Genomic DNA, 22,079 nt, shown 5'->3' with positions numbered 1-22,079 from the left:
TCGATGCCCAGGGGCGGGCGAGTCAGCTGACGGTCACGACGGGGGACCCGGCCGACGCGTCACCCTCCATCTCTTCCGCGATGCGCATCGCTTCCTCGATGAGCGTTTCGACGATCTGCGCTTCCGGCACAGTCTTGATCACTTTGCCCTTCACGAAGATCTGGCCCTTGCCGTTTCCGGAGGCCACTCCGAGGTCTGCCTCGCGAGCCTCGCCGGGACCGTTCACCACGCAGCCCATGACGGCGACGCGCAGCGGGATTTCCATGCCTTCGAGCCCGGCGGTCACTTCGTCGGCCAACGTGTAGACGTCCACCTGGGCGCGCCCACAGGAGGGGCACGACACGATCTCGAGCTTGCGCGGCCGCAGGTTCAGCGATTGCAGAATCTGCGTTCCGACCTTGATTTCCTCAGCGGGCGGTGCCGACAGCGATACCCGGATGGTGTCGCCGATGCCCTCGGAAAGGAGCGCACCGAAGGCGACGGCCGACTTGATCGTTCCCTGGAACGCCGGACCGGCCTCGGTCACGCCCAGGTGCAGGGGGTAGTCGCACTGCGCGGCCAGCTGACGGTAGGCCTCCACCATGATCACCGGGTCGTTGTGCTTCACCGATATCTTGATGTCACCGAACCCGTGTTCCTCGAAAAGCCCGGCTTCCCACAGAGCCGACTCGACGAGCGCTTCCGGCGTCGCCTTGCCGTACTTCTGCATCAGCCGGGGGTCGAGCGACCCGGCGTTGACCCCGATGCGGATCGGAATGCCGGCGTCACCGGCCGCCTTGGCGACTTCCTTGACGCGTCCGTCGAACTCCTTGATGTTTCCCGGGTTCACACGCACCGCGGCGCACCCCGCCTCGATGGCCGCGAAGATGTACCGCGGTTGGAAGTGGATATCGGCGATAACCGGGATCTGGCTCTTCTTCGCGATCGTCGCGAGTGCGTCGGCGTCCTCCTGACGCGGGCAGGCGACTCGGACGATGTCGCAGCCGGACGCGGTGAGCTCGGCGATCTGCTGGAGGGTCGCATTGACGTCGTGGGTCTTCGTGGTGCACATCGACTGCACGGACACCGGGAAATCACTGCCGACGCCGACTGTCCCGACCTGCAGTTGGCGGGTCTTGCGGCGGGGCGCGAGAACGGCGGCCGGGCCTTCGGGCATACCCAATCCGACAGGGCTGGTCACGTGGGTGCCTTCTTTCGTAGCTTCAGGTCCGAGTTTAGCGATCACTGGAAGAGCTTGATCGGGTTGACGATGTCGGCGGTGAGCGTGAGCAGCATGTATGCGCCGCCGATGACGATCACGACATAGGTGACGGGCAGCAATTTCAGGTAGTCCACGGGGCCGCCTCGGGGCAACCCTCGCCTGCTCCGGAACCAGTCGCGAATGCGCTCGTAGAGCGTGACCGCCATGTGTCCGCCGTCGAGTGGGAGCAGCGGGAGCATGTTGAACATGCCGAGGAAGAAGTTGAGGCTTGCGAGCAGCAGAACGAACGCTTCCCAGATCCCCTGTTCGGCGATCTGGCCGCCGATCACGCTCGCGCCGTACACGGAGATCGGTGTCTCCGGGTCCCGTTCCCCGCCGGTCACGGCGTGCCACAGGTCGACAGCCTTGCTCGGCATCTGCACCAGACGTTCGGCTGTCATGACGAACATGTCACCGGTGAATCCGAAGGAGGCCGGGACCGCGGACACCGCCGAATGCTCGACGACGGCCGGGGGCGCGGCGATGCCGACAGCACCGACGGTCGCCTCGTGCGGTTGACTCTCCCCCTCCTCCTGGACCCACCGCTGCACCTGCTGGACGGGAACGACGACCGTCTGCTCGGTGCCGTCCCGTTCGATCGTGAAGTCCACTGCACCCGACAGAGGTCGCGTGGCGGCGGCGACGTCCGCAAAGGTCGGTGTCTCCTTGCCGTCCACCGCGACGATGATGTCGCCCGCCCGGATACCGGCCTCCTCGGCGGGCCCGGTACCGGTGCACGGAGACAGCGCGTAGTCGGGAGCGGGACCCTGGGTGGCGGCAACACAGCCGACCGCACCGACCTCGGCATGGCTGGGCCGGTTGAGGTCGGGCAGACCCCACCCGACGGCAAGGACGTACACCAGAACGAGACCGAGGAGGAAGTTCATGCCGATGCCGCCGGACATCACGGCGAGGCGTTTCCAGGTCGCCTTCTTGTACATCGCCTGGTCTTCTTCGTCCGGCGCGAGTTCGTCGAGGGCCGTCATTCCCGCGATGTCACAGAAGCCACCGAGCGGCAGGGCCTTGAGCCCGTACTCGGTCTCACCGCGGCGGAAGGAGAAGATTCTGGGGCCGAAACCGATGAAGTATCGACGGACCTTCATGCCGGTGGCCTGAGCCACCCACATGTGACCCGCTTCGTGAAGCGCGATCGACAGTGCGATTCCGAGGGCGAACAGAACAACGCCCACTGCGAACACCATGCAGTTCTAGCCTTCCTGCTTGACGAGCTGACGTGCTCGGTCACGCGCCCAGCCGTCGGCGGCCAGTACGTCCTCCACGGTAGCCGGTGGCGCCGCCCACTCGTCCGCCTCGGACAGCACGGCGGCGACAGTGCGGACGATGGCCGGGAATCGGATGATCCCGTCCAAGAATGCCTGAGCCGCGACTTCGTTGGCAGCGTTGTAGACGGCGGTGAGGCAACCGCCGCGCCTGCCGGCTTCCCGCGCGAGGTCGACAGCAGGGAAGACCGCCGAGTCGAGTGGTTCGAAGTCCCAGCGGGAGGCGCTGGCGAAATCGCACGGGGCGGCAGCCCCTGCGACCCGGTCCGGCCAGCCGAGCGCGAGCGCGATCGGCAGCTTCATATCGGGCGGGCTGGCCTGTGCGAGCGTGGAGCCGTCGGTGAAGGTGACCATCGAGTGCACGATCGACTGCGGGTGAACCGTGACGTCGATGCGGTCGTACGCGATCCCGAACAGCAGGTGGGTCTCGATCAGTTCGAGTCCCTTGTTCACCAGCGTTGCGGAGTTCAACGTGTTCATCGGGCCCATCGACCAGGTGGGATGGGCGCCGGCCTGCTCGGGAGTGACCGAGTCGAGTTGCTGAGCGGACCATCCCCGGAAGGGACCGCCCGAGGCCGTGAGAACGAGGCGGGCCACCTCGTCGGCGCTGCCTCCCCGCAGGCACTGGGCGAGTGCGGAATGTTCGGAGTCCACGGGCACGATCTGGCCGGGGGCCGCGGCGGCGGTGACAAGCGGCCCGCCCGCTACGAGGGACTCCTTGTTCGCGAGCGCGAGCCGCGCGCCGGACTCCAGGGCGGCCAGGGTCGGTTCCAGGCCCAGGGAGCCGACGAGGGCGTTGAGGACGACGTCCGCGTCGGTGTTCTTCACCAGTTCGGTGACCGCGCCCGGACCGCTCAACACTCCCGGCCGATCGAGTGTGGCAGCGGCCCCCGGATCGGCGACTGCGACGGATGTCACACCTGTTTCGGCGATCTGCCGTGCCAGAAGGTCGACATTTCCACCACCGGCGGCGAGGCCGACAACGGAGAACTTGCCGGGGTTGGCCGCGATCACCTCCAACGCCTGGGTGCCGATCGAACCTGTGCTGCCGAGCAGCAGGACGCGGGTGGGCCTGGTTTCATCCACCCAGCCATTGTTCCTGATCGAACAGCGGTCGCCCGCCATGGATGGCCCCGGTACATACGACGGACGGTCGTATGTCACGATATGGCGAGTAGCGCAACCGAATCTGCAGGAGGATCGATCGTGGCCGGTACCCAGTTGGAGCCCTCGTCCAGCGACCCCGTCGTGGCCGCACACGTCGATACGGCCGAGGTCCCGTCGGCGGCATGGGGCTGGAGTGGTGAAGCGCCCAAGACGTTCCGCTTCCTCGGCTGGTTTTTCGCGCTGTTCCTGCTGCTGATGATCATCGGTAACCACACCGGCCGGGTCGAGGACCTGTGGCTGGTCGGCTGCGCAGGCCTCATGGTCGTCGTGCTGGTCCGCGACATTCTCCAGCGGCGCAAGCCCCGGTAAACCCCCGCTTTCCACGAAAACCCCTCGACCGAAGTCCTCGGCGAGGGGTTTTCGCGTGCCTGTTGTCGCTACTCGTGGCGGCGAATCAGTTTTCGGCGGCGAGTTGGCCGCACGCCGCGGCGATCTCCTGCCCCCGGGTGTCCCGCACGGTGCAGGACACACCTTGCGCGATGACGCGGCGAACGAATTCCTTCTCCACCGGCTTGGGGCTGGCATCCCATTCGCTGCCCGGTGTGGGGTTGAGCGGGATGAGGTTCACGTGCACGAGGGGACCGAGAGCCTTGCGCAGCTTCTTGCCCAGCAGGTCCGCTCGCCACGGCTGGTCGTTGACGTCCCGGATCAAGGCGTACTCGATCGAAACGCGTCTGCCCGACTTGTCCGCGTAGTAGCGGGCGGCATCGAGGACCTCCGCTACCGACCACCGGTTGTTGACGGGCACCAGGGTGTCGCGCAGTTCGTCGTCGGGTGTGTGCAAGGACACCGCGAGGGTGACGCTCAAGTCCTCGTCGGCGAGCTTGCGGATGGCGGGAGCCAGTCCCACCGTCGACACCGTCACCGAACGCTGCGACAACCCGAGGCCCTCGGGCGGCGGGGCAGTGATACGACGCACTGCCGCGACGACCCGCTTGTAATTGGCGAGCGGCTCCCCCATACCCATGAACACCACATTCGACAGGCGCCCCGGACCTCCGGCAACCTCACCGTCGCGCAGGGATGCGGCCGCGGCCCGCACCTGGTCGACGATCTCGGCAGTCGACAGGTTGCGTTGCAGACCGCCCTGGCCGGTCGCGCAGAACGGACACGCCATTCCGCACCCGGCCTGACTCGAGATACACAGGGTCGCACGGTCGGGGTATCGCATCAGAACACTCTCGAGAAGTGTTCCGTCGTTCGCCTTCCACAGCGTCTTCCGGGTATCTCCACCGTCGCACGCCAGATGTTTGACGGGTGTCAGCAGCGTCGGGAAGAGGGCGGCCCCCACCTGCTCCCGGACCGCAGCCGGGAGATCGGTCATCCTCTCCGGATCCGCCTCCAAGCGCGCGTAGTACTGCCGGGCCAGCTGGTCGGCACGGAAACCGGGCAGACCCAGTTCCTGGACGACCTTCCGGCGTTCGGCGGAGTCGAGGTCCGCGAGATGCCGGGGCGGCATCCCGCGCCGGGGCGCGGTGAACACGAGGGGGAGCGAGACAGCCATAGTTTTCCCATTGTCCCATTGATTCGGCGGCCGATGTCGCGCGGATACGTGATCGACGCCATTCCGCCGTCCGATGCGGGTGCAGAACCGCGCCGAGTGGGTGAAGATCGAGTTATGTCGACAACACCGGACGACCCCTCGCAATCCCCTACGGATGTCCCGGCCGGCGGTGGCCCAGTCGGCGGGCCCACGCCTGGCGATCCGCCCTACCCGGACACCACCCACCCAGGACCCCAGCATCCGGACGTCGCACGGAAGAAGGGCATCAGACACACCAGGGCGGGCGCGACCTGGACCGGCCTCGTCATCGGAATCATCGTTCTCGTACTGCTTCTCGTGTTCATCCTGCAGAACCTCGACAGCGCAACACTCGAACTGTTCGCCTGGGAGTTCACGCTTCCGCTCGGCGTGTCGTTGTTGCTGGCGTCGATCGCCGGCGCCGTGATCATGGCCCTCGCCGGGGGGGTCCGGATCATCCAGATCCGGCGAGCGGCAAACCGGCAGCAACGCCTGAACTCTAATTACTGACTGAACAATAGTTACGCAAGTGGATCGGGTCGGCGCCGACCGCGCATGATGGTTGTCGTGGATATCACCGGAACGGTACGACTGTGAAGGCCGACATGGAGACGACTGTGGCACCGCGCATCGCTGCCGAGCAGGCGCGATCCTGGCTGCTGGTTCCCGCCGGCAAGCCCGAAGGTTTCGAGGCGGCGCATGCGAGCGCCGCGGACGCCGTCATCCTCGACCTCGAGGACGCCGTCACCCCCGACCGTAAGCCTCGCGCGCGCGCCGACGTGGTCGCCTGGCTCGGCGAGAATCGGCGGGCGTGGGTCCGCATCAACGATGCGACCACCCCATTCTGGGCCGACGACCTCGCGGCACTGAACGACGTTCCAGGACTCGAGGGCGTCATGCTCGCCAAGACCGAGAGTGGAATGCAGGTCGACGCCACCGCCGATCGCCTTCCCGCCGGGACCAAGGTGCTCGCTCTCGTCGAATCCGCCATGGGTCTGGAAGCTGCGCCGGAGATCGCTCGCGCCGAGGCGACTTTCCGGCTCGCCTTCGGTAGCGGCGACTTCCGGCGCGACACGGGGATGGACGATTCGCCGCTGGCCATGGCCTATCCGCGCGCACGGCTGACGATCGCGAGCCGCGCCGCCCGGATCGCCGCACCGATCGACGGGCCTACCCTCGGTTCGGACGTCGAGGCGCTGGTGCGCGCGTCGGCGCTCACGCTGTCGATGGGAATGACCGGGAAGCTGTGCATGACCATCGCTCAGACGGCGTCCGTGAATGATGCGCTCAGCCCCTCCCCCGCTGAAGCCGAGTGGGCGATGGATGTGATCGCCGACCTCGGCGAAGACGGATCGCGGGTACGCGATGGTAGTGACCTGCCCAAACTCGCGAAGGCGAAGAAGATTCACGCGCTCGCGAAGCTGTTCCACATCGCGCCGCGTCGGTAATCACTAAGTGCGCGGTACTTCCAGCCCGGCCGGCTTTCGGCGAATGTGCACGCGGTAGCGCACGTCGACGGCCAGGCCGGGCGTCTGCGCATAGGCTTTCGCCGCCGTGCTCCGGGTGAACTCGATGCCCAGGACTCGGCGCAGCGACTCCCGATCCGGGAAGAGCCACCGCGTCTGAACCCGGGTCAGGTCGAACCCCTGCGCCGCGAAGAAGGCTTCGACCGCGGCCGGTCTGTAGTGCGGCATGTCGGCACGCATCCATGCACCGTAGGGCTCCGCCGTCGCGTCGAGATCGATGACCGCGAGCGCTCCTCCCGGTCGGAGCACCCGCATCGCCTCGAGTATTCCCGGTCCGCATCCCGGGCCGAAGAAGTAGGCGGTTCGGGCGTGCACCAAGTCGACGCTCGAGTCTTCGAGGGGAATCTGCTCGGCCGATCCGGCGAGTATTCGCACGTGGGACCGGCCGGAGACCCGCTGTCGGGCGAGGTCGAGTAGAGGCGGATGCGGTTCGACGCCGATCACGGTGCTCGCTGCTTCGGCGAAGACCGGAAGATGAAAACCGGAACCGCAGCCGATGTCGACGACGGTCTTGCCTCCCCAGTCCAGTACGGACCGTAGATGCCGGAACAGCGCACCGTCGACGTCCTGCGCCCGGTTCTCGAGCTCGTAGGTGTCGGGCCAGTGCCAGATGTTGGGGCTGGGAATGGTCACGGCCGGTCGGTCACACGAGGACCGTGAGCACCAGCCACGTCACGAACGCCGACGGCAGCAGGGAATCGAGACGGTCCATGATTCCGCCGTGTCCGGGAAGCAGGGTGCCCATGTCCTTGATCCGCAGTTCACGTTTCACCTGGGATTCGATGAGGTCACCGAGCGTGGCCGTGACCACCAGAACCACGCCGAGCAGTACACCGATCATCGGGTTCTCGCCGAGGATGAGGGTGACCGTAAGCAGACTGCCGATCACGCAGAACAGCAGGGAACCGAAGAAACCTTCCCACGACTTCTTCGGGCTGATCGCCGGCACCATCGGGTGCTTACCGAAGAGAACTCCGGCGGCGTAACCACCGACGTCGGAGCAGACCACTCCGATCATGAGGCAGAGCACCCGGCCCGCCCCGTCGTCCTGCAACACCATCAGCACCGCGAACGAGGCCAGAAGGGGAATCCACGCGGCCACGAATACGGTGATCGCCGTGTCTCGCAGGTAATTTCGTGGGGTCGCCTTGAGTCCGTGGTCGAACAGGCGCCACACCATGCACACCAGAGCGGTTCCCGCGAACGCGCTGAGCACACCCTCCGGGCCGAATGGCCAGCCCAGCCACAGTACGGCTTGCCCGCCCACGAGCAACGGTATCCGAGGAGCGCTGATGTCCGCTTCCCGCAACCGCTTGGTGACCTCCCAGGTGGCCACGGCCATCGCGACGGACACGACACCGATCCACACCAGCGGTACGTACACGAGTATCAGGATCAGCGAGACACCGAGGCCTACGCCGACAGCGATCGCGGCGGGAAGATTCCTTCCCGCCTTCGATCCTGTGGCCGGGGGCACCTCCGACTGTGCGGGGCGCGTTCCCTCCGACTGCGCGGAAGGCTCGCCCTCAGACGTTGGCCCCCCTGGCGTCCCGTGTTCTGTTGGCACGGTCACTGTCCCCGATCCACTCCTCGTCCCGCGCTCAAACCTCGAGCAACTCGGCTTCCTTGTGCTTCACCAGCTCGTCGATCTGCGCGACGTAACGAGCAGTCGTCTTGTCGAGTTCCTTCTCGGCGCGCCCGACCTCGTCCTCGCCGGCTTCACCGTCCTTCTGGATGCGGGACAGTTCGTCCATCGCCTTGCGGCGCACGTTGCGCACCGACACTTTCGCGTCCTCGCCCTTCGCCTTCGCCTGCTTCACGAGTTCACGGCGGCGTTCCTCCGTGAGCTGCGGCACGGAAATGCGGATCAGGTTGCCGTCGTTGGACGGGTTGACGCCCAGATCGGAGTTACGGATCGCGTTCTCGATCGGTCCGAGCTGAGAGGCCTCATAGGGCTTGACCACCACGAGCCGCGCCTCCGGGACGTTGATGCTGGCCAGCTGTGTGATCGGGGTGAACGCACCGTAGTAGTCGATACCGATCCGCGAGAACATTCCAGGGTTCGCCCGGCCCGTCCGGATGGAACCCAGGTCATCCTTGGCCACCGTGACAGCCTTCTCCATCTTCTCCTCGGCTTCGAAGAGAGCTTCATCAATCACGGCTGTTCCTCCATGTCGTTCTGCATCGATTCGTCATGACTTGACGAGCGTTCCGATCTTCTCACCAGATACTGCCCTGGCAATATTGCCCTCGGTGAGCAGATTGAACACCATGATCGGCATTTCGTTGTCCATGCAGAGACTGAATGCGGTTGCATCGGCCACCTTGAGTCCCTGTTCGATGACCTCGCGGTGGGTGATCTGCGTGTACATCGTCGCGGTGGGGTCGAGGTTGGGGTCCGCCGTGAATACGCCGTCGACCGCCTTCGCCATCAGCACCACCTCGGCGCCGATCTCGAGAGCCCGCTGAGCAGCCGTCGTGTCGGTCGAGAAATAGGGCATTCCCATCCCCGCCCCGAAGATCACGACGCGACCCTTCTCCAGATGACGCTGCGCGCGCAGCGGAATGTACGGCTCGGCCACCTGCCCCATGGTGATCGCTGTCTGCACGCGGCTGTCGACGCCTTCCTTCTCCAGGAAATCCTGAAGTGCAAGGCAATTCATCACGGTGCCGAGCATGCCCATGTAGTCGGAACGAGCACGGTCGAGGCCTCGCTGCTGCAGTTCGGCACCGCGGAAGAAGTTTCCGCCGCCTATCACTACCGCCACCTGCACGCCGGACCGCACGACCCCGGCGATTTGTTCGGCGACCTTGGTCACCACGTCAGGGTCCAGGCCGACCTTCCCGCCACCGAACATTTCGCCACCGAGTTTGAGAAGGACTCGATGAAATCCTGGACGTTCGCTGGCTGGTTCGGACATTGCTCTCCTCGGTTCATCCGCACTCGTCGGTTCCACTACAGCCGAGCGGACCGACGGGCCGGCTCGACACCTACAGACGGCCATCCTCATCCTGCCTCATCGAGGCAGTGGCGGCACACGTAGACCCCGCCGGGCGAGCGCACTCGTCCGACGGGGTCATACGACTGACACGACTAGCTCGAAGAACCGACCTCGAAGCGCACGAAACGCTTGATCGTCACGCCGGCCTCGTCGAGGATCGCCTTCACGGACTTCTTGGAATCCTGAACCGAGGACTGCTCGGTCAGCACGACGTCCTTGAAGTATCCGTTGACACGGCCTTCGATGATCTTCGGCAGCGCCTGCTCGGGCTTACCCTCCGCGCGGGCGGTCTCTTCGGCGATGTGGCGCTCGTTGGCGACGATGTCCTCGGGGACCTCGTCGCGCGTCACGTACTTGGCCTTGAGCGCAGCAACCTGCATGGCGGCGGCGCGAGCGGCCTCGGCCGCAGCGTCGCCTTCGCCGGTGTACTCGACGAGAACGCCGACGGCGGGCGGCAAGTCGGCACTGCGCTTGTGCAGATAGACGGCAACCGGCCCGTCGAAGGACGCGATCTTGCTCAGTTCGAGCTTCTCACCGATCTTCGCGGACTGTTCCTGCACGACGGTGTCGACAGTCTTGCCGTCGAGCTCGAGCGCCTTGAGGGCGTCGATGTCGGCGGGCTTCTCCGCGGCGGCGACCGAAACGATCGACTCGGCCAACTTCAGGAAGTCTTCGTTCTTGGCGACGAAGTCCGTCTCGCAGTTGATCTCGAGCAGGACGCCGTCCTTGGCAACGACCAGGCCCTCGGCCGTGGTGCGCTCCGCACGCTTACCCACATCCTTGGCACCCTTGATGCGCAGCTGCTCGACAGCCTTGTCGAAGTCGCCGTCGGCCTCGGCGAGGGCGTTCTTACAGGCCATCATTCCGGAGCCGGTCAGCTCGCGGAGCCGCTTGACGTCAGCGGCGGTGTAGTTCGCCATGGTGAGCGAGCCTCCTCATATGTCTGTCGGGACGTAAGTCAGGGTAGTACTCGGTGCAGACCGTGAAACGGCCCTGACCACTCGAGCTTCTGGTCAGGGCCGTTGTCATCGGATCAGGCCTCGGTGGCCGGTGCCTCTTCTGCGGGAGCTTCGGCTGCGGGCGCCTCTGCTGCCGGAGCGGCAGCGGCCTCGTCCGCGGGGGTCGCCTGGGACAGCAGTTCCTGCTCCCACTCGGCGAGGGGCTCACCGGCGCCGGCCTCGGGCTTCGCGTCCTTGTCGGCGCTCAGTCCGGCACGGGCCTGCACACCCTCGGCCACTGCGGAAGCGACGACCTTGGTGAGGAGCGCGGCACTGCGGATGGCGTCGTCGTTACCCGGGATCGGGTAGTCGACGAGGTCGGGGTCGCAGTTCGTGTCCAGGATCGCGATGACCGGGATGTTGAGCTTGCGGGCCTCGGCAACCGCCAGGTGCTCCTTGTTGGTGTCGACGACCCACACCGCGGAAGGAACCTTGGCCATGTCGCGGATACCGCCGAGGGTGCGATCCAGCTTGGTCATCTCACGCGTGAGCATGAGGATTTCCTTCTTGGTGCGTCCCTCGAAGCCACCGCTCTGCTCCATCGACTCGAGTTCCTTGAGGCGGAGCAGACGCTTGTGGACGGTGGTGAAGTTGGTGAGCATGCCGCCGAGCCAACGCTGGTTGACGTAGGGCATCCCGACGCGAGTGGCCTCGGCCGCAATGGACTCCTGGGCCTGCTTCTTGGTGCCGACGAAGAGAACGGTGCCGCCGTGGGCAACGGTCTCCTTGACGAATTCGTACGCCTTGTCGATGTACGTCAGCGTCTGCTGCAAGTCGATGATGTAGATGCCGTTGCGGTCGGTGAAGATGAATCGCTTCATCTTCGGGTTCCAGCGACGGGTCTGGTGACCGAAGTGCGTGCCGCTGTCGAGCAGCTGCTTCATTGTTACAACAGCCATGGCTGTGTATCTCTCTTTCATTGCCGGTTGATGCACAGCACCGGTGATGCTGTGCCCTGACGCCCGTGACCACCGGAACTCACACCGAGATGCGAGACCAGCCGATGGCCGATAACCTGCGCGGGCGCGCGAAGTCGGACTGTGCGAGCACAGACCGCTCGATCAGTGTACGGCCTCGGCGGCGTTCGCCCTAACCGCGCCGTCTCTCCCGGGCACACACGCGCCCGTCGCGCAAGGGGTGCCCGCGCATCTGTGGATCGACCCGGACCTGTCCACAGATTCCCCGGGCGCCGGGTTCGGGTCCCCGGACTGCGGCATGGTTCGAGCCGTGACGATGATCGGTGCAACCCTTCGGACGCTGGTGTCGGCAGTCGCCGTCGCCACCATGCTGTGCGCCTCGGTCCTCGCCGCCACGCCCGCGGACGCGGCTCCCACCGCGGAGTTCGATTGGCCACTCCACCCACGACCACGCGTCGTCCGGGTATTCGACAATCCGGAGCACGACTGGCTTCCCGGTCACCGCGGCGTCGATCTGGGCGGCGTGCCCGATCAAGCGGTGCTCTCTGCAGGGGAAGGGGTAGTGGTATTCGCCGGCACGGTGGCCGGCAAACCCGTCGTGTCCGTCGACCACCTCGGTGGGCTACGCACCACGTACGAACCGGTCACCGCCCGCGTCACCGCCGGTCTCCGGGTAGGCAGGGGAACCGTGCTCGGCACGCTCGAACCCGGGCACCCGGGCTGCATCGCGCCCGTCGCCGCGTGCCTGCACTGGGGCCTTCGCCGCGACCACGTCTATCTCGACCCGCTGGGTCTGGTCCGGGTGGCACCGATACGGCTCAGACCCGTCGTTCCGCGGTGATCCGGGGACTTACCGCCATTCCGCGACGGCGTGCCGGCCAGCCGACTCGGGGAAGTCGTCGGCCACCATCGCCGCCAGTTCCACGAATGCCTGACGTGTCTGCGGTCGCACGAGGTCGAGATCGACGACCGACCCCTCGGCGAGATGCTCGTCGAAAGGCACCACCTTCACAGCCCGGCAGCGCTGCAGGAAGTGATTGGCCAGCTCCGTCATATCGATTCCGGACGACCCAGGCCTGGCGGCACTGATCACCACGACGGTGCGGGAGACGAGGTGACCGTAACCGTGATGCCCCAGCCAGTCGAGAGTGGCCGCCGCGCTCCGCGCTCCGTCGATCGCGGGCGAGCTGACCAGAACCAACGAATTTGCCAGTTGCAGAACGCCGTTCATCGCAGAGTGCATGATGCCCGTGCCACAGTCCGTCAAGATGATGTTGTAGTACACCTGCAGGATGTCGATCACGCGGCGGTAGTCGTCCTCGCTGAAGGCCTCGGAGATGGCCGGGTCCTGTTCGCTCGCGAGCACCTCGAGCCGACTCGGCGCCTGCGACGTGTGCGCGCGGACATCCGAATAGCGGCGGATCGTCGACTCTGCCGCAATGAGATCGCGGACCGTCGAATGGGTCTGAAGAGGTACCCGCTGCGCCAGCGTCCCGAAGTCGGGGTTTGCGTCGACAGCGATGACGCAGTCTCCACGCAAGGACGCGAAGGTCGAGCCCAGTCCGATGGTGGTCGTCGTCTTGCCGACACCGCCCTTGAGGGACAGGAACGCTATCCGATAATCCCCCTGAATCGGTTGCCGAATACGGGCGAGGAGTGCGGCGTCGCGCGCTTCCCCCGCGGACTCCCCCGGATTCAGCGTTCCGCCCGTCAGCCGGTGCAGACCCCGCCGCCACCCGCGGGCAGGGGCACGTCGCGGCCGCCTGAGCAGGGCATCCGCCACCAGGTCCTGGTTGCTGATCTGATGCTGGCTCGTCGCCGGAGGGTGTTCGTCCCACGACTGTTGCCCCCACGGATCCGTAGCCGCGGTCCCCCTCGGTGCTTCGCCGCCGTCGTTCAGCCACGCCGGCTGCGGCCCTGTCACGTTTTCGCGGTCCACGATTCCCCCGGGATAGTGCAGAAAAACTGCAGATTCGTGGGGCGACGCTACCAAATGGGCTCAGGCGCGGGGATGCGCCTGATCGTGCACGGCGCGCAACCTCGCCACGGACACATGCGTATACAGCTGAGTAGTGGCCAGGCTCGCGTGACCGAGCAGTTCCTGAACCACGCGCAAATCGGCTCCACCTTCGAGCAGATGCGTTGCCGCAGTGTGCCGGAGACCGTGCGGACCGAGGTCGGGGGCACCGGGTACGGCGGACAGAACCTCGTGAACGGCTGTCCGCGCCTGACGTTGATTCAGCCGCCTCCCGCGCTTCCCGAGCAGCAATGCCTGCCCGGACGCCTCGGTCGCCAGAGCCGGACGGCCGATATGCAGCCAGACGTCCACCGCCTCGGCCGCCGGCTTGCCGTACGGCACGGACCTTTCCTTGTCGCCCTTGCCGATCACACGCAGCAGCCGCCGCTCGCGATCCACCGAGCCGAGGTCCAGCCCGCACAGTTCACCGACCCGAATACCCGTGGCGTAGAGCATTTCGACGATGAGGCGATCACGCAGGGCAAGAGGGTCCTGCTCCCTCGCACCCGTTTCTGCGGCGTCCATGGCGTCGGCGGCCTGCGACTGTCGCAGAACCGCCGGCAACGTCCGGTGCGCTTTCGCCGCGCCCAGCCTGGCGCCCGGATCGAGCGGGATTCGCCTCGTACGTAACAACCAGGCTGTGAAGTTTCGCACGGACGACGTCCGCCGAGCGAGTGTCGTGCGCGCGACTCCCGCAGCGGACTGGCCGGCCAGCCAGGAGCGCAGCACCCGGATGTCCAATTCCGCGAGTTGTGCGCCACTGGCTGTCGACAGCCAGTGGTGCATCAGCGATCTCGCGTCCGCGAGGTACGCCTTCACCGTGTGCGGGGAGCGCCCGCGTTCGAGCCCGAGATGCCGCGCGTACTCGTCGAGTACCGTCTCGAGATGCGGCGGCAAGGCGGTACTCATGGTGGCAAGAGTCGCCGTGCGGGGACGACGAGTCAAGCGGCCGCGCCGGTAGAGTTCATTCGTGCAGCGAACGATCTCCATTCCCATGTTGTGTGTGCTGGCATTACTGTCGGCGATCGCCCCGCTGGCCACCGACATGTATCTCCCCGGACTACCCGTCATGGCGGAGAGCCTGCACACGTCGGCGCCCAGTGTTCAACTCACACTCACCACCTTCATGGCCGGGCTCGGCATCGGCCAATTGGTGGTGGGTCCACTGTCGGATGGTCTGGGTCGACGACGACTTCTCCTCGCGGCCACGGTAGTCACGACGATCGCAGCGATGGTGTGTGCTCTGGCACCGAGCGTCGAGACTCTCATCGCGGCACGACTTTTCCAGGGCCTCAGCGGTGGCGCCGCGATCGTGCTCGCACGTGCCTGCATAGCGGACCGCGCCCGCGGCGACAACGCCGCGCGGCTCTTCAGCATCATGATGATCATCGGCGGGGTCGCGCCCGTTATCGCTCCGCTGATCGGAGGAGCGCTGCTGGGACCGGTCGGCTGGCGGGGAATCTTCTGGGTGCTCGCCGGCGCGGGACTGGTGATGATGCTCGGCGTGCTTACGCTCGTGCCGGAAACACTCCCTGTCGAGAAGAGGCACGGAGGCGGTCTCGCGGCTCTCGTCCGGAATCTCCGGTATGTGGTCGGCAACCGCGTGTATCTCGGCTATGCGTTGACGTTCATCTTCGGATTCGGCGCACTCTTCGCCTATATTTCCGCTTCACCCTTCGTCCTTCAGAACGTGCTCGGGCTCAGCCCCGGCCAGTTCTCCGTCGTGTTTGCGATCAATGCTTCGGGCATGGTGATTGCCGCGATCGCGAACACGCGCCTGCTCGGCACTTTCCGCGCCCGTCGGCTGCTCGGGTTCGGGGTCACGGTGCTGCTTGTCGGCGGCGCGGTACTGCTCATCGCCGCGACAACGATCGATGCCCCGTCGTGGTGGATGATCCTGGTTCCGTTGTTCGTCTCGGTCGCGAGCCTCGGCTTGGTCATGGGCAATGCGACCGCGCTTGCTCAAGGTGAGGTGACCGAGGCATCGGGAACTGGTTCCGCCCTGTTGGGTGCCGGCCAGTTCGGGTTGGCGGCACTCGTCTCCCCTCTGGTCGGAGTCGCCGGCCCCGACAGCGCGGTCCCGATGGCTGTCGCGATTCCGCTCTCGGGCGTCGTCGCGATGCTCGCGCTCGTGCTGCTGACGCGGCGGACGCACACTGCGTAACGTCCGCCGCGGAGATCAGCGCGCGGCGCCCTCGCTGGCGGCGAGTTCGGACTTCCACACGCGGAAGCCTTCCTCGGTGCGCCCGCGACGCCAGTAGCCGGAGATCGATGCGGAGGAGGCCGGCACTCCGCGCTCGTGTCGCACATAGGACCGCAGATTGTGCATGACGGCCTGGGCTTCGCCGTGGATGAAGACCTGCGGATTGCCGGACAACCAGTCGGCGTTCTTCACCGCCTCGATAAGGGGCGCGCCGTCTCCGGACGCGTCGTCACCGATTCGGTCTGCTGTGTCACCGCGGTGTATCCACGCTACGTCGACCCCTCCCGGTGCGTCGAAGCCGACCTCGTCTTCCGGTCCTGCCACCTCGAGGAAGACGTACCCCTTCGCCGCCGCGTCGAGCTTCTCGACCGACGCCGAAATGGCGGGGATCGCGGTCTCGTCGCCGGCGAACAAGTACCAGTCGGCCGCGCTGTTCGGAGCGAAGGCGCCGCCGGGACCCCGAAGCCGCACGGTGTCGCCCGCGGTAGCGGCTGCCGCCCACGGCCCTGCGACGCCGGCGTCGCCGTGGACCACGAAGTCGATGGCGATCTCGCGCTCGACAGAGTTCACCGAGCGGATCGTGTACGTGCGGAGCGTGGGCCGTTCGCTGGGGCCGAACTCGAGCTTCGCGTAGGCGTCGGTGAATGCGTTGGGCACAAAGCTGTCGAATCCCGGGTCACCCAGGAAAACGCGAACCATGTGGGGGGTCAGCCACTCGGTCCGGCGAACGGTCAATGTGGCACTCGGCTTGGCCATACGTCACCTCTCCACTACACATCAAGTTAGTTAGTCTTACCTAACTACGGTACAGGAGGGGTAACCAACGGCCTCGCACAGCGGGACTCCGACCCGTTTTGAAGAGGATCGGACCCCACCGCTTTCGGCTCTACGAGCCGGACGCAATCAACAAGCTCAACACGTGTGCGACGAAGTTCCGCCACAGATCACCCGCTGATCCCATGTCTCACTCCTTTGCGTGATCCCGAACCTTGCCGGTTCGTCTGCGATTGGGAGGTGCGCACTACGAAAGTTGTACCTCAGCTCGTAGCCGATCGGGTGCTTCGACTCGCGCTTCACGTCACCGAACGAAGCGCCGATCATCTTCATCCCTGCCGCGACCACCCCGTGTCGCCGGAGTCCACGAAACCTTCCATTTCGAGCATCGGCAGCACCGCCCGCACCTTCTCGACCGCGATGCCGGAGGCCTCCGACAGCTCTCGCACTCCGCTGGCACCGAGCGCCGGCAACGCCTCGTACACCAGCAACGCATCCCCCGACAGTCCGTCGAGAGCACGCACGGCATCGAGATCGCGTTCGACATCACCATCGACTCCCGCACGCAACCCGATCGGACCTGCCTCGTCGACCACATCCACCGCATTCGCCACCAGACGAGCCTCCCCCTCCCGGATCATGCGATTGCACCCTGTCGAGGACACCGACGTCACCGGCCCCGGCACCGCCATCACCGGGCGCCCGAGCTTGCGCGCCCAACTCGCCGTGTTCCGGGCGCCACTGCGCCACCCTGCCTCCACCACGACGACACCGTCGGACAAGCTCGCCACAAGCCGGTTCCTGGCAAGGAACCGGTACTTCGCCGGTGTCGTCCCCGGCGGATACTCACTGATCACCGCGCCGTTCTGCGCGATCTGGCGCAACAAGCGGGCATGACCGGCCGGATACGCCCGGTCCACTCCGCATGCCAGCACCGCCACGGTCAGACCACCGACACCCAACGCCGCCCGATGCGCGGCGCCATCGATCCCGAACGCCGCCCCCGACACAATGGTCCAACCGTCGACGGCGAGGTCACCCGCCAGCTCTGCAGTGACGTGTTCGCCGTAGCCACTCGCCGCGCGGGTGCCCACAACAGAGATCGCACGTTCAGTCAGCTCGGTCAGCGAACGTGAACCCAGCACCCACAGCGCAAACGGCGCGCCGTCCTCCCGCGACGCCGACAGAGTGTCGAACCCGAGTAGCCGCCACCGTGGCCACTCATCGTCGTCGGGAGTGATGAGCCGACCACCCATCCCGGTCACCAGATCGAGGTCGTGGGCAGCAGTATCTACGTGCGCCCGCGCAACAGTCCTCTCCCCCAGCAACTCCGACAGATCCCGTTCACGTACCGCGCGTGCGGCCTCCTCCGGTCCCACCTCGTCGACGAGTCGCGACAGCGCCGGGCACGGACCTTGCACCACCTTCGACAGATAGGCCCAGGCCAATCGGCGCGGATCGTGCGCATCCGGCCGATTGTCGGTACCGCCGCGGATCTCCACAGTCATTGAAAACTCCGATCACGAAATCCCAAGGCAGTCACCACTTGCTCCGGTCCGGGCATCGCGAGACCGGCCAGATCGCCTACCGTCCATGCCACCCGCAGTGCCCGATCGGCGCCACGCGCGGTGATCATTCCCTTCTGCAGCGCACGCTCCACCGGTGCAAGTGCGGGCCGGGACAAGCGGAACTTCTGGCGCAGAGCCGGCCCCGGCACCTCCGCGTTGGTACGCCAACCGTGGTCGTACCAGCGCTCCCCGGCCGCGGCGCGGGCATCGGCCACCCGCCGGCGGACGTTCTCGGTGCTCTCACCGATCTCGTCGATGAACGCGCCGGTCGCCACCGCCTGCATCCGCACACGCAGGTCAACACGATCGAGGAGCGGCCCCGACAATTTCCCCAGATACCGCCGCCTCGCCGTCGGAGCGCAGATGCAGTCGGCCTCACGGGCCGGGGCACACGGACACGGGTTCGCGGCGAGGATCAACTGGAAACGAGCGGGGTAGCGCGCCACACCGTCCCGGCGGGCGATCCGCACCTCGCCGTCCTCCAGGGGCGTACGAAGGGCCTCGAGTACCTTGGTGCCGATTTCGGCGAATTCGTCGAGAAACAGCACGCCCCGGTGTGCACGGCTCACGGCGCCCGGCCTCGCGACGCCACTGCCCCCGCCGACGAGAGCGCTGACCGTAGCCGTGTGGTGTGGCGCGATGAAGGGTGGGACGTCGATCAGCGGCCTATCCGGTGGCAGCAGGCCCGCCACCGAGTGAATCGCGGTCACCTCGAGCGACTCGTCTTCGGTCAGCGGTGGCAGTATGCCCGGAAGCCGCTGTGCCAGCATCGTTTTGCCGACTCCGGGTGGACCGGTGAGCATGAGGTGGTGCGCACCCGCCGCAGCAACTTCGATGGCCCAGCGCGCCTCCGCTTGACCGACCACCTCGCTGAGGTCACCGCGCACAGGCTGAATCAGACGCTCCGTCGGTTCGGGATACTCGAGTTCGTACTCGCCGCGCATCCATGCGACAGCGGACCGCAGATCACGCGCGCCCAGGACCTCGATCCCGCTGACGAGTCCGGCCTCGGGCAAGGTCTGCACGGGTACCACGACCGTCGACCATCCCGCGTTCTTGGCCGCGAGAACCGCAGGGAGCACACCGCGCACCGCACGAAGCCGGCCGTCGAGCGCGAGTTCGCCGAGCAACACCGTCTCACGGAGCCGATCCCGCTTGACCTGCTTGGCCGCATCGAGCACCGCCGCCACCAATGCGAGGTCGTATACGGACCCGACTTTCGGCAAGGTCGCCGGCGACAAGGCCAGGATGACCTTCGAATCCGGCCACTGTTCGCCCGAATTGGTCACGGCGGCGCGAATTCGGTCGCGCGCCTCCTGTAGCGCCGTGTCCGGCAGTCCCACGAGGTGCACGGCCGGAAGACCGCGTCCGATGTCCGCCTCGATTTCCACCAGTTGACCGTCCACCCCCGTCACCGCTACCGAATGCGCGCGCCCCAGCGCCATCAAAACGCGTCCCGGACATGCTCGATCTGTGGTTCCCCGGCACGGTTCACCATGATCGCAACGACATCGAACCGCACCCGGGACCAGTGCCGGCCCGAGTCGCGCAGCCATTCCACCGCCAGCAATCGGATCCTTCGCTGCTTGGAGAACGTCACCGCCTCGGCCGGGCTACCGAAACCGAGACCGCGGCGTGTCTTCACCTCGACGAATACGAGCCAGTCACCCTCTGCTGCAATGAGATCGACCTCCCCGTACCGCGACCGCCAGTTGCGGTCGACGATCTCCATACCCGCATCGGTGAGATACCGGGCCGCCAGATCTTCCCCATGTGCGCCGAGCGCAAGATTGTGCGCCATCGCAGCCTCCGTCGACTCCCCCGGCGGTCCACCGATGCGGACCGCGCCCCTGCCTCACTGTGCCGCAGGGCGAATCGTGCGGGGCCCTGCGAGCTGGTCGAAAAGATTGACCTGTGGAGCAACCACAGGTTGTGGACAACTAGGCGATCTACGCCTCGGATCAGCACTCGAACCGCTGGTCAATCGTGTCAAGCTCGGAAAATACATCACGATTCGAACTTCGCTGGCGGCCGACCGCACCGGGCGGAATGCTGGACGAAAGAACGTGCACCGGAGAACGAGAAGGAGAGTCGGCGCCATGGTGGTCGGATTCGACTATTGGCAGGTCATCAGCCACTATCCCGAGTATTTTCGCGAGCTCGCCGACATGCATCGGTCGGCCGGCCACGACGTGGTCATCATCTCCGCCGTCGGGGATCGCACCGCAGGCACCGTCGAACGCGACGTCCGCACACTGGGATTCAGTACCGCCATACCGGTGTACGAGGTCAGGTTCGACCATCCGCGCCAAGCACCCGAACTGAAACTCGACAAGTGCCGGGAGCTACGGGTGAGCGTCTTCTACGACGATCGCGACGACGTGTGCCGCCTGATGAACGCCCACGGCATCCTCGCTCTGCGGGTGACTCGCCGAGACGGCTCGACGTACGACCTCGGTTCGGAGCGGGGTTAGGTCCCCGACATACCGGTGTCCGATCCGGTGACGCCGGCAGAGTCCTCGACCGTGGGAGTCAGTCCGGCATCAGCAAGGGCACTTTCGGTGCGGGCGCGACCCAGTTCGATCATCTCCGCCGCGCGATGGAAGTCGAGACTGCGACATGCGGTGCGCGGAATGCGGACGAGGACGTCCGGTGGGTACGCAGCGAGCTGGTATCGGGCCAGTGTTGCCTGCATCATGTCCAGCGAGCGGTTCATCACTGCGAATCGGCTGAACTTGGGAACAGCCATCGCCCCGTCCGCATTCACGCTGTCCCCACCCGGCATCTCGACCGTGTCGTCCAGCGAATCGAGCTCGGTATGGGCAGTACCGAATCGGCCGACGACCGATCGCACGATATCCAGTTCACGGAGCTGCGCAGTACTGCGGCGGAACCTCGCGAGCCACTCGTCGACAGGTCGCGAGTCCGCGCTCGCGTTCTCGGGAGCTTGAGACCGATTTTCCCTGTCGTCGGCACCCAGACTGACCGCGATTCTGAGCGCCGGCCCCGCAGCCACGAGGGGGGCCAACGGCAACGGATCGAGCACCCCGCCGTCGGCAAGTACGCGACCATTGAGCACGGAGGGCGTGATAACTCCGGGGATGGCGATCGATGCTCGGATCGCGGCGTCGACAGGCCCCCGCTGGAACCACACCGATCGTCCCGCTGCCAGATCGGTCGCGACCGCGGTATACGGAATAGGAAGGTCCTCGATCCGGACCTCGCCCAGAACCTCACGAACTCTGTGGAGAATTCTCTCCGCGCGAATGGCACCGGGAGCCGAGACCGACAGATCCAGCAGGCGCATCACATCGAGCTGAGTCAGGCTCAACGCCCAGCGCGTGAAGTCGTCGAGCTTTCCGGCCGCGTACACACCCCCGACAAGAGCGCCCATGGACGACCCCGCAATCCCGACGATCTCGAAACCGTGCTCCTCGAGCACCTGAATCGCTCCAATGTGCGCATAACCGCGCGCTCCCCCGCTGCCCAGAGCGAGCGCAACGCGCCTCTGTTCGGCCATCGGCTGATCGTACGTGGACGAAACCTCAGGACAACCCGTTGTCGGGCAGCCGCAGGTCGGGTTTGTCCAGTTCCTCGATGTTCACATCCTTGAAGGTGATGACCCGGACATACTTCACGAACCGCGCGGGCCGATACATGTCCCAGACCCACGCGTCGGACATGCGCAGCTCGAAGTAGATTTCACCGTCCGCGTTGTGCGGCAGCAACTCCACCGAGTTGGCCAGATAGAACCGGCGCTCGGTCTCCACGACATAAGAAAACTGACCGACGATGTCCCGGTACTCGCGGTAGAGCGACAGCTCCATCTCGGTTTCGTACTTCTCGAGATCCTCGGCACTCATCG

Annotated in this window: 24 protein-coding genes; 6 read left to right on the top strand and 18 right to left on the bottom strand. The window is 66.0% G+C overall.

Translation table 11 applies throughout. The features are described from left to right. Positions 1 to 22 precede the first annotated feature (22 nt). From ispG to dxr, 3 genes are read right to left on the bottom strand one after another with little or no spacing between them, the layout of a single operon-like run. Positions 23 to 1,180, bottom strand: coding sequence for a flavodoxin-dependent (E)-4-hydroxy-3-methylbut-2-enyl-diphosphate synthase (gene ispG, locus ACH49N_RS01360; protein ID WP_213571672.1), 1,158 nt, complete (start codon positions 1,178 to 1,180; stop codon positions 23 to 25). Positions 1,181 to 1,221: 41 nt separating this feature from the next. Next, complete coding sequence (locus ACH49N_RS01355; RefSeq protein ID WP_358270491.1) at positions 1,222 to 2,442, bottom strand: RIP metalloprotease; 1,221 nt, start codon at positions 2,440 to 2,442, stop codon at positions 1,222 to 1,224. A gap of 6 nt (positions 2,443 to 2,448) precedes the next feature. Continuing rightward, positions 2,449 to 3,645 carry a 1-deoxy-D-xylulose-5-phosphate reductoisomerase gene (gene dxr / locus ACH49N_RS01350; protein ID WP_397504406.1) on the bottom strand — a complete coding sequence of 399 codons (1,197 nt, stop codon included), beginning with the start codon at positions 3,643 to 3,645 and terminating at the stop codon, positions 2,449 to 2,451. An 81-nt stretch (positions 3,646 to 3,726) separates the two neighbouring features. Here dxr and ACH49N_RS01345 point away from each other — a divergent pair, with 81 nt between their 5' ends. Continuing rightward, positions 3,727 to 3,996: a DUF2631 domain-containing protein gene (locus tag ACH49N_RS01345; RefSeq protein WP_201453466.1), complete on the top strand. Its 270-nt coding sequence runs from the start codon at positions 3,727 to 3,729 to the stop codon at positions 3,994 to 3,996. Between the two features lie 85 nt (positions 3,997 to 4,081). On the opposite strand, the gene rlmN is transcribed toward ACH49N_RS01345, so the two are convergent. Then, a complete protein-coding gene (gene rlmN / locus ACH49N_RS01340) occupies positions 4,082 to 5,191 on the bottom strand; it encodes a 23S rRNA (adenine(2503)-C(2))-methyltransferase RlmN (RefSeq protein WP_109330913.1) in 1,110 nt (369 codons plus the stop codon). Positions 5,192 to 5,305: 114 nt separating this feature from the next. Between rlmN and ACH49N_RS01335 the strand changes: the two genes are divergently transcribed. Together ACH49N_RS01335 and ACH49N_RS01330 are read left to right on the top strand one after the other, a co-directional pair. Continuing rightward, positions 5,306 to 5,719, top strand: a complete 414-nt coding sequence (locus ACH49N_RS01335) for a lipopolysaccharide assembly protein LapA domain-containing protein (protein WP_358270493.1) — start codon at positions 5,306 to 5,308, stop codon at positions 5,717 to 5,719. 83 nt (positions 5,720 to 5,802) lie between these two features. Next, positions 5,803 to 6,657, top strand: a complete 855-nt coding sequence (locus tag ACH49N_RS01330; RefSeq protein WP_358270495.1) for an aldolase/citrate lyase family protein — start codon at positions 5,803 to 5,805, stop codon at positions 6,655 to 6,657. 3 nt (positions 6,658 to 6,660) lie between these two features. Here the strand turns inward: ACH49N_RS01330 and ACH49N_RS01325 are convergent, their stop codons facing one another. The 6 genes from ACH49N_RS01325 to rpsB form a co-directional block, all read right to left on the bottom strand. After that, positions 6,661 to 7,368, bottom strand: a complete 708-nt coding sequence (locus ACH49N_RS01325) for a class I SAM-dependent methyltransferase (RefSeq protein WP_358270497.1) — start codon at positions 7,366 to 7,368, stop codon at positions 6,661 to 6,663. A 10-nt stretch (positions 7,369 to 7,378) separates the two neighbouring features. Next, the gene (locus ACH49N_RS01320; protein ID WP_374432504.1) at positions 7,379 to 8,308 is read right to left on the bottom strand and encodes a phosphatidate cytidylyltransferase; all 930 of its coding nucleotides are present in this window, start codon (positions 8,306 to 8,308) and stop codon (positions 7,379 to 7,381) included. A gap of 28 nt (positions 8,309 to 8,336) precedes the next feature. Next, positions 8,337 to 8,894 (bottom strand): ribosome recycling factor, encoded by a 558-nt coding sequence (gene frr, locus ACH49N_RS01315; protein WP_109330917.1) that lies wholly within the window; start codon positions 8,892 to 8,894, stop codon positions 8,337 to 8,339. Positions 8,895 to 8,927: 33 nt separating this feature from the next. Then, positions 8,928 to 9,656, bottom strand: a complete 729-nt coding sequence (gene pyrH / locus ACH49N_RS01310; RefSeq protein WP_109330919.1) for a UMP kinase — start codon at positions 9,654 to 9,656, stop codon at positions 8,928 to 8,930. A 173-nt stretch (positions 9,657 to 9,829) separates the two neighbouring features. Beyond that, positions 9,830 to 10,657, bottom strand: a complete 828-nt coding sequence (gene tsf, locus ACH49N_RS01305; protein WP_109330921.1) for a translation elongation factor Ts — start codon at positions 10,655 to 10,657, stop codon at positions 9,830 to 9,832. A 113-nt stretch (positions 10,658 to 10,770) separates the two neighbouring features. After that, a complete protein-coding gene (rpsB, locus tag ACH49N_RS01300) occupies positions 10,771 to 11,634 on the bottom strand; it encodes a 30S ribosomal protein S2 (protein ID WP_159926156.1) in 864 nt (287 codons plus the stop codon). Positions 11,635 to 11,968: 334 nt separating this feature from the next. Here rpsB and ACH49N_RS01295 point away from each other — a divergent pair, with 334 nt between their 5' ends. Then, positions 11,969 to 12,493 (top strand): M23 family metallopeptidase, encoded by a 525-nt coding sequence (locus ACH49N_RS01295; protein WP_397504405.1) that lies wholly within the window; start codon positions 11,969 to 11,971, stop codon positions 12,491 to 12,493. Between the two features lie 9 nt (positions 12,494 to 12,502). Here ACH49N_RS01295 and ACH49N_RS01290 read toward each other — a convergent pair whose 3' ends face one another. Further along, positions 12,503 to 13,576 carry a MinD/ParA family protein gene (locus ACH49N_RS01290; RefSeq protein WP_358270500.1) on the bottom strand — a complete coding sequence of 358 codons (1,074 nt, stop codon included), beginning with the start codon at positions 13,574 to 13,576 and terminating at the stop codon, positions 12,503 to 12,505. A 75-nt stretch (positions 13,577 to 13,651) separates the two neighbouring features. Continuing rightward, a complete protein-coding gene (locus ACH49N_RS01285) occupies positions 13,652 to 14,578 on the bottom strand; it encodes a tyrosine recombinase XerC (RefSeq protein ID WP_358270502.1) in 927 nt (308 codons plus the stop codon). A gap of 85 nt (positions 14,579 to 14,663) precedes the next feature. Here ACH49N_RS01285 and ACH49N_RS01280 point away from each other — a divergent pair, with 85 nt between their 5' ends. Next, positions 14,664 to 15,833: a multidrug effflux MFS transporter gene (locus tag ACH49N_RS01280; protein ID WP_358270755.1), complete on the top strand. Its 1,170-nt coding sequence runs from the start codon at positions 14,664 to 14,666 to the stop codon at positions 15,831 to 15,833. A gap of 15 nt (positions 15,834 to 15,848) precedes the next feature. Here ACH49N_RS01280 and ACH49N_RS01275 read toward each other — a convergent pair whose 3' ends face one another. The 4 genes from ACH49N_RS01275 to ACH49N_RS01260 form a co-directional block, all read right to left on the bottom strand. Next, on the bottom strand, positions 15,849 to 16,628 hold the full coding sequence (locus tag ACH49N_RS01275) for a siderophore-interacting protein (RefSeq protein ID WP_358270504.1): 780 nt from the start codon (positions 16,626 to 16,628) through the stop codon (positions 15,849 to 15,851). Between the two features lie 347 nt (positions 16,629 to 16,975). After that, entirely contained in the window at positions 16,976 to 18,154 is a 1,179-nt protein-coding gene (gene dprA, locus ACH49N_RS01270; protein ID WP_358270506.1) for a DNA-processing protein DprA, read from the bottom strand. Continuing rightward, positions 18,151 to 19,659 (bottom strand): YifB family Mg chelatase-like AAA ATPase, encoded by a 1,509-nt coding sequence (locus tag ACH49N_RS01265; RefSeq protein ID WP_159926148.1) that lies wholly within the window; start codon positions 19,657 to 19,659, stop codon positions 18,151 to 18,153. Before ACH49N_RS01265 ends, dprA begins: the two co-directional genes overlap by 4 nt. Further along, positions 19,659 to 20,015 carry a YraN family protein gene (locus ACH49N_RS01260; RefSeq protein ID WP_250764426.1) on the bottom strand — a complete coding sequence of 119 codons (357 nt, stop codon included), beginning with the start codon at positions 20,013 to 20,015 and terminating at the stop codon, positions 19,659 to 19,661. Before ACH49N_RS01260 ends, ACH49N_RS01265 begins: the two co-directional genes overlap by 1 nt. 298 nt (positions 20,016 to 20,313) lie before the next feature. Between ACH49N_RS01260 and ACH49N_RS01255 the strand changes: the two genes are divergently transcribed. Further along, positions 20,314 to 20,688, top strand: coding sequence for a hypothetical protein (locus tag ACH49N_RS01255; protein ID WP_109330953.1), 375 nt, complete (start codon positions 20,314 to 20,316; stop codon positions 20,686 to 20,688). Here the strand turns inward: ACH49N_RS01255 and ACH49N_RS01250 are convergent. Together ACH49N_RS01250 and ACH49N_RS01245 are read right to left on the bottom strand one after the other, a co-directional pair. Next, positions 20,685 to 21,734 carry a patatin-like phospholipase family protein gene (locus ACH49N_RS01250; protein WP_358270508.1) on the bottom strand — a complete coding sequence of 350 codons (1,050 nt, stop codon included), beginning with the start codon at positions 21,732 to 21,734 and terminating at the stop codon, positions 20,685 to 20,687. The two genes, ACH49N_RS01255 and ACH49N_RS01250, sit on opposite strands and share 4 nt — an antisense overlap. Before the next feature lie 25 nt (positions 21,735 to 21,759). After that, complete coding sequence (locus tag ACH49N_RS01245) at positions 21,760 to 22,077, bottom strand: DUF2469 domain-containing protein (RefSeq protein WP_005240496.1); 318 nt, start codon at positions 22,075 to 22,077, stop codon at positions 21,760 to 21,762. Between the last annotated feature and the right edge of the window lie 2 nt (positions 22,078 to 22,079).

This window comes from Rhodococcus sp. NPDC019647 (assembly GCF_044389235.1).
Taxonomy (GTDB): Bacteria; Actinomycetota; Actinomycetes; order Mycobacteriales; family Mycobacteriaceae; genus Rhodococcus_F; species Rhodococcus_F oxybenzonivorans.
The sequence above is the reverse complement of the archived record's forward strand: the minus strand, read 5'-3'. Positions and strand labels throughout refer to the sequence as shown.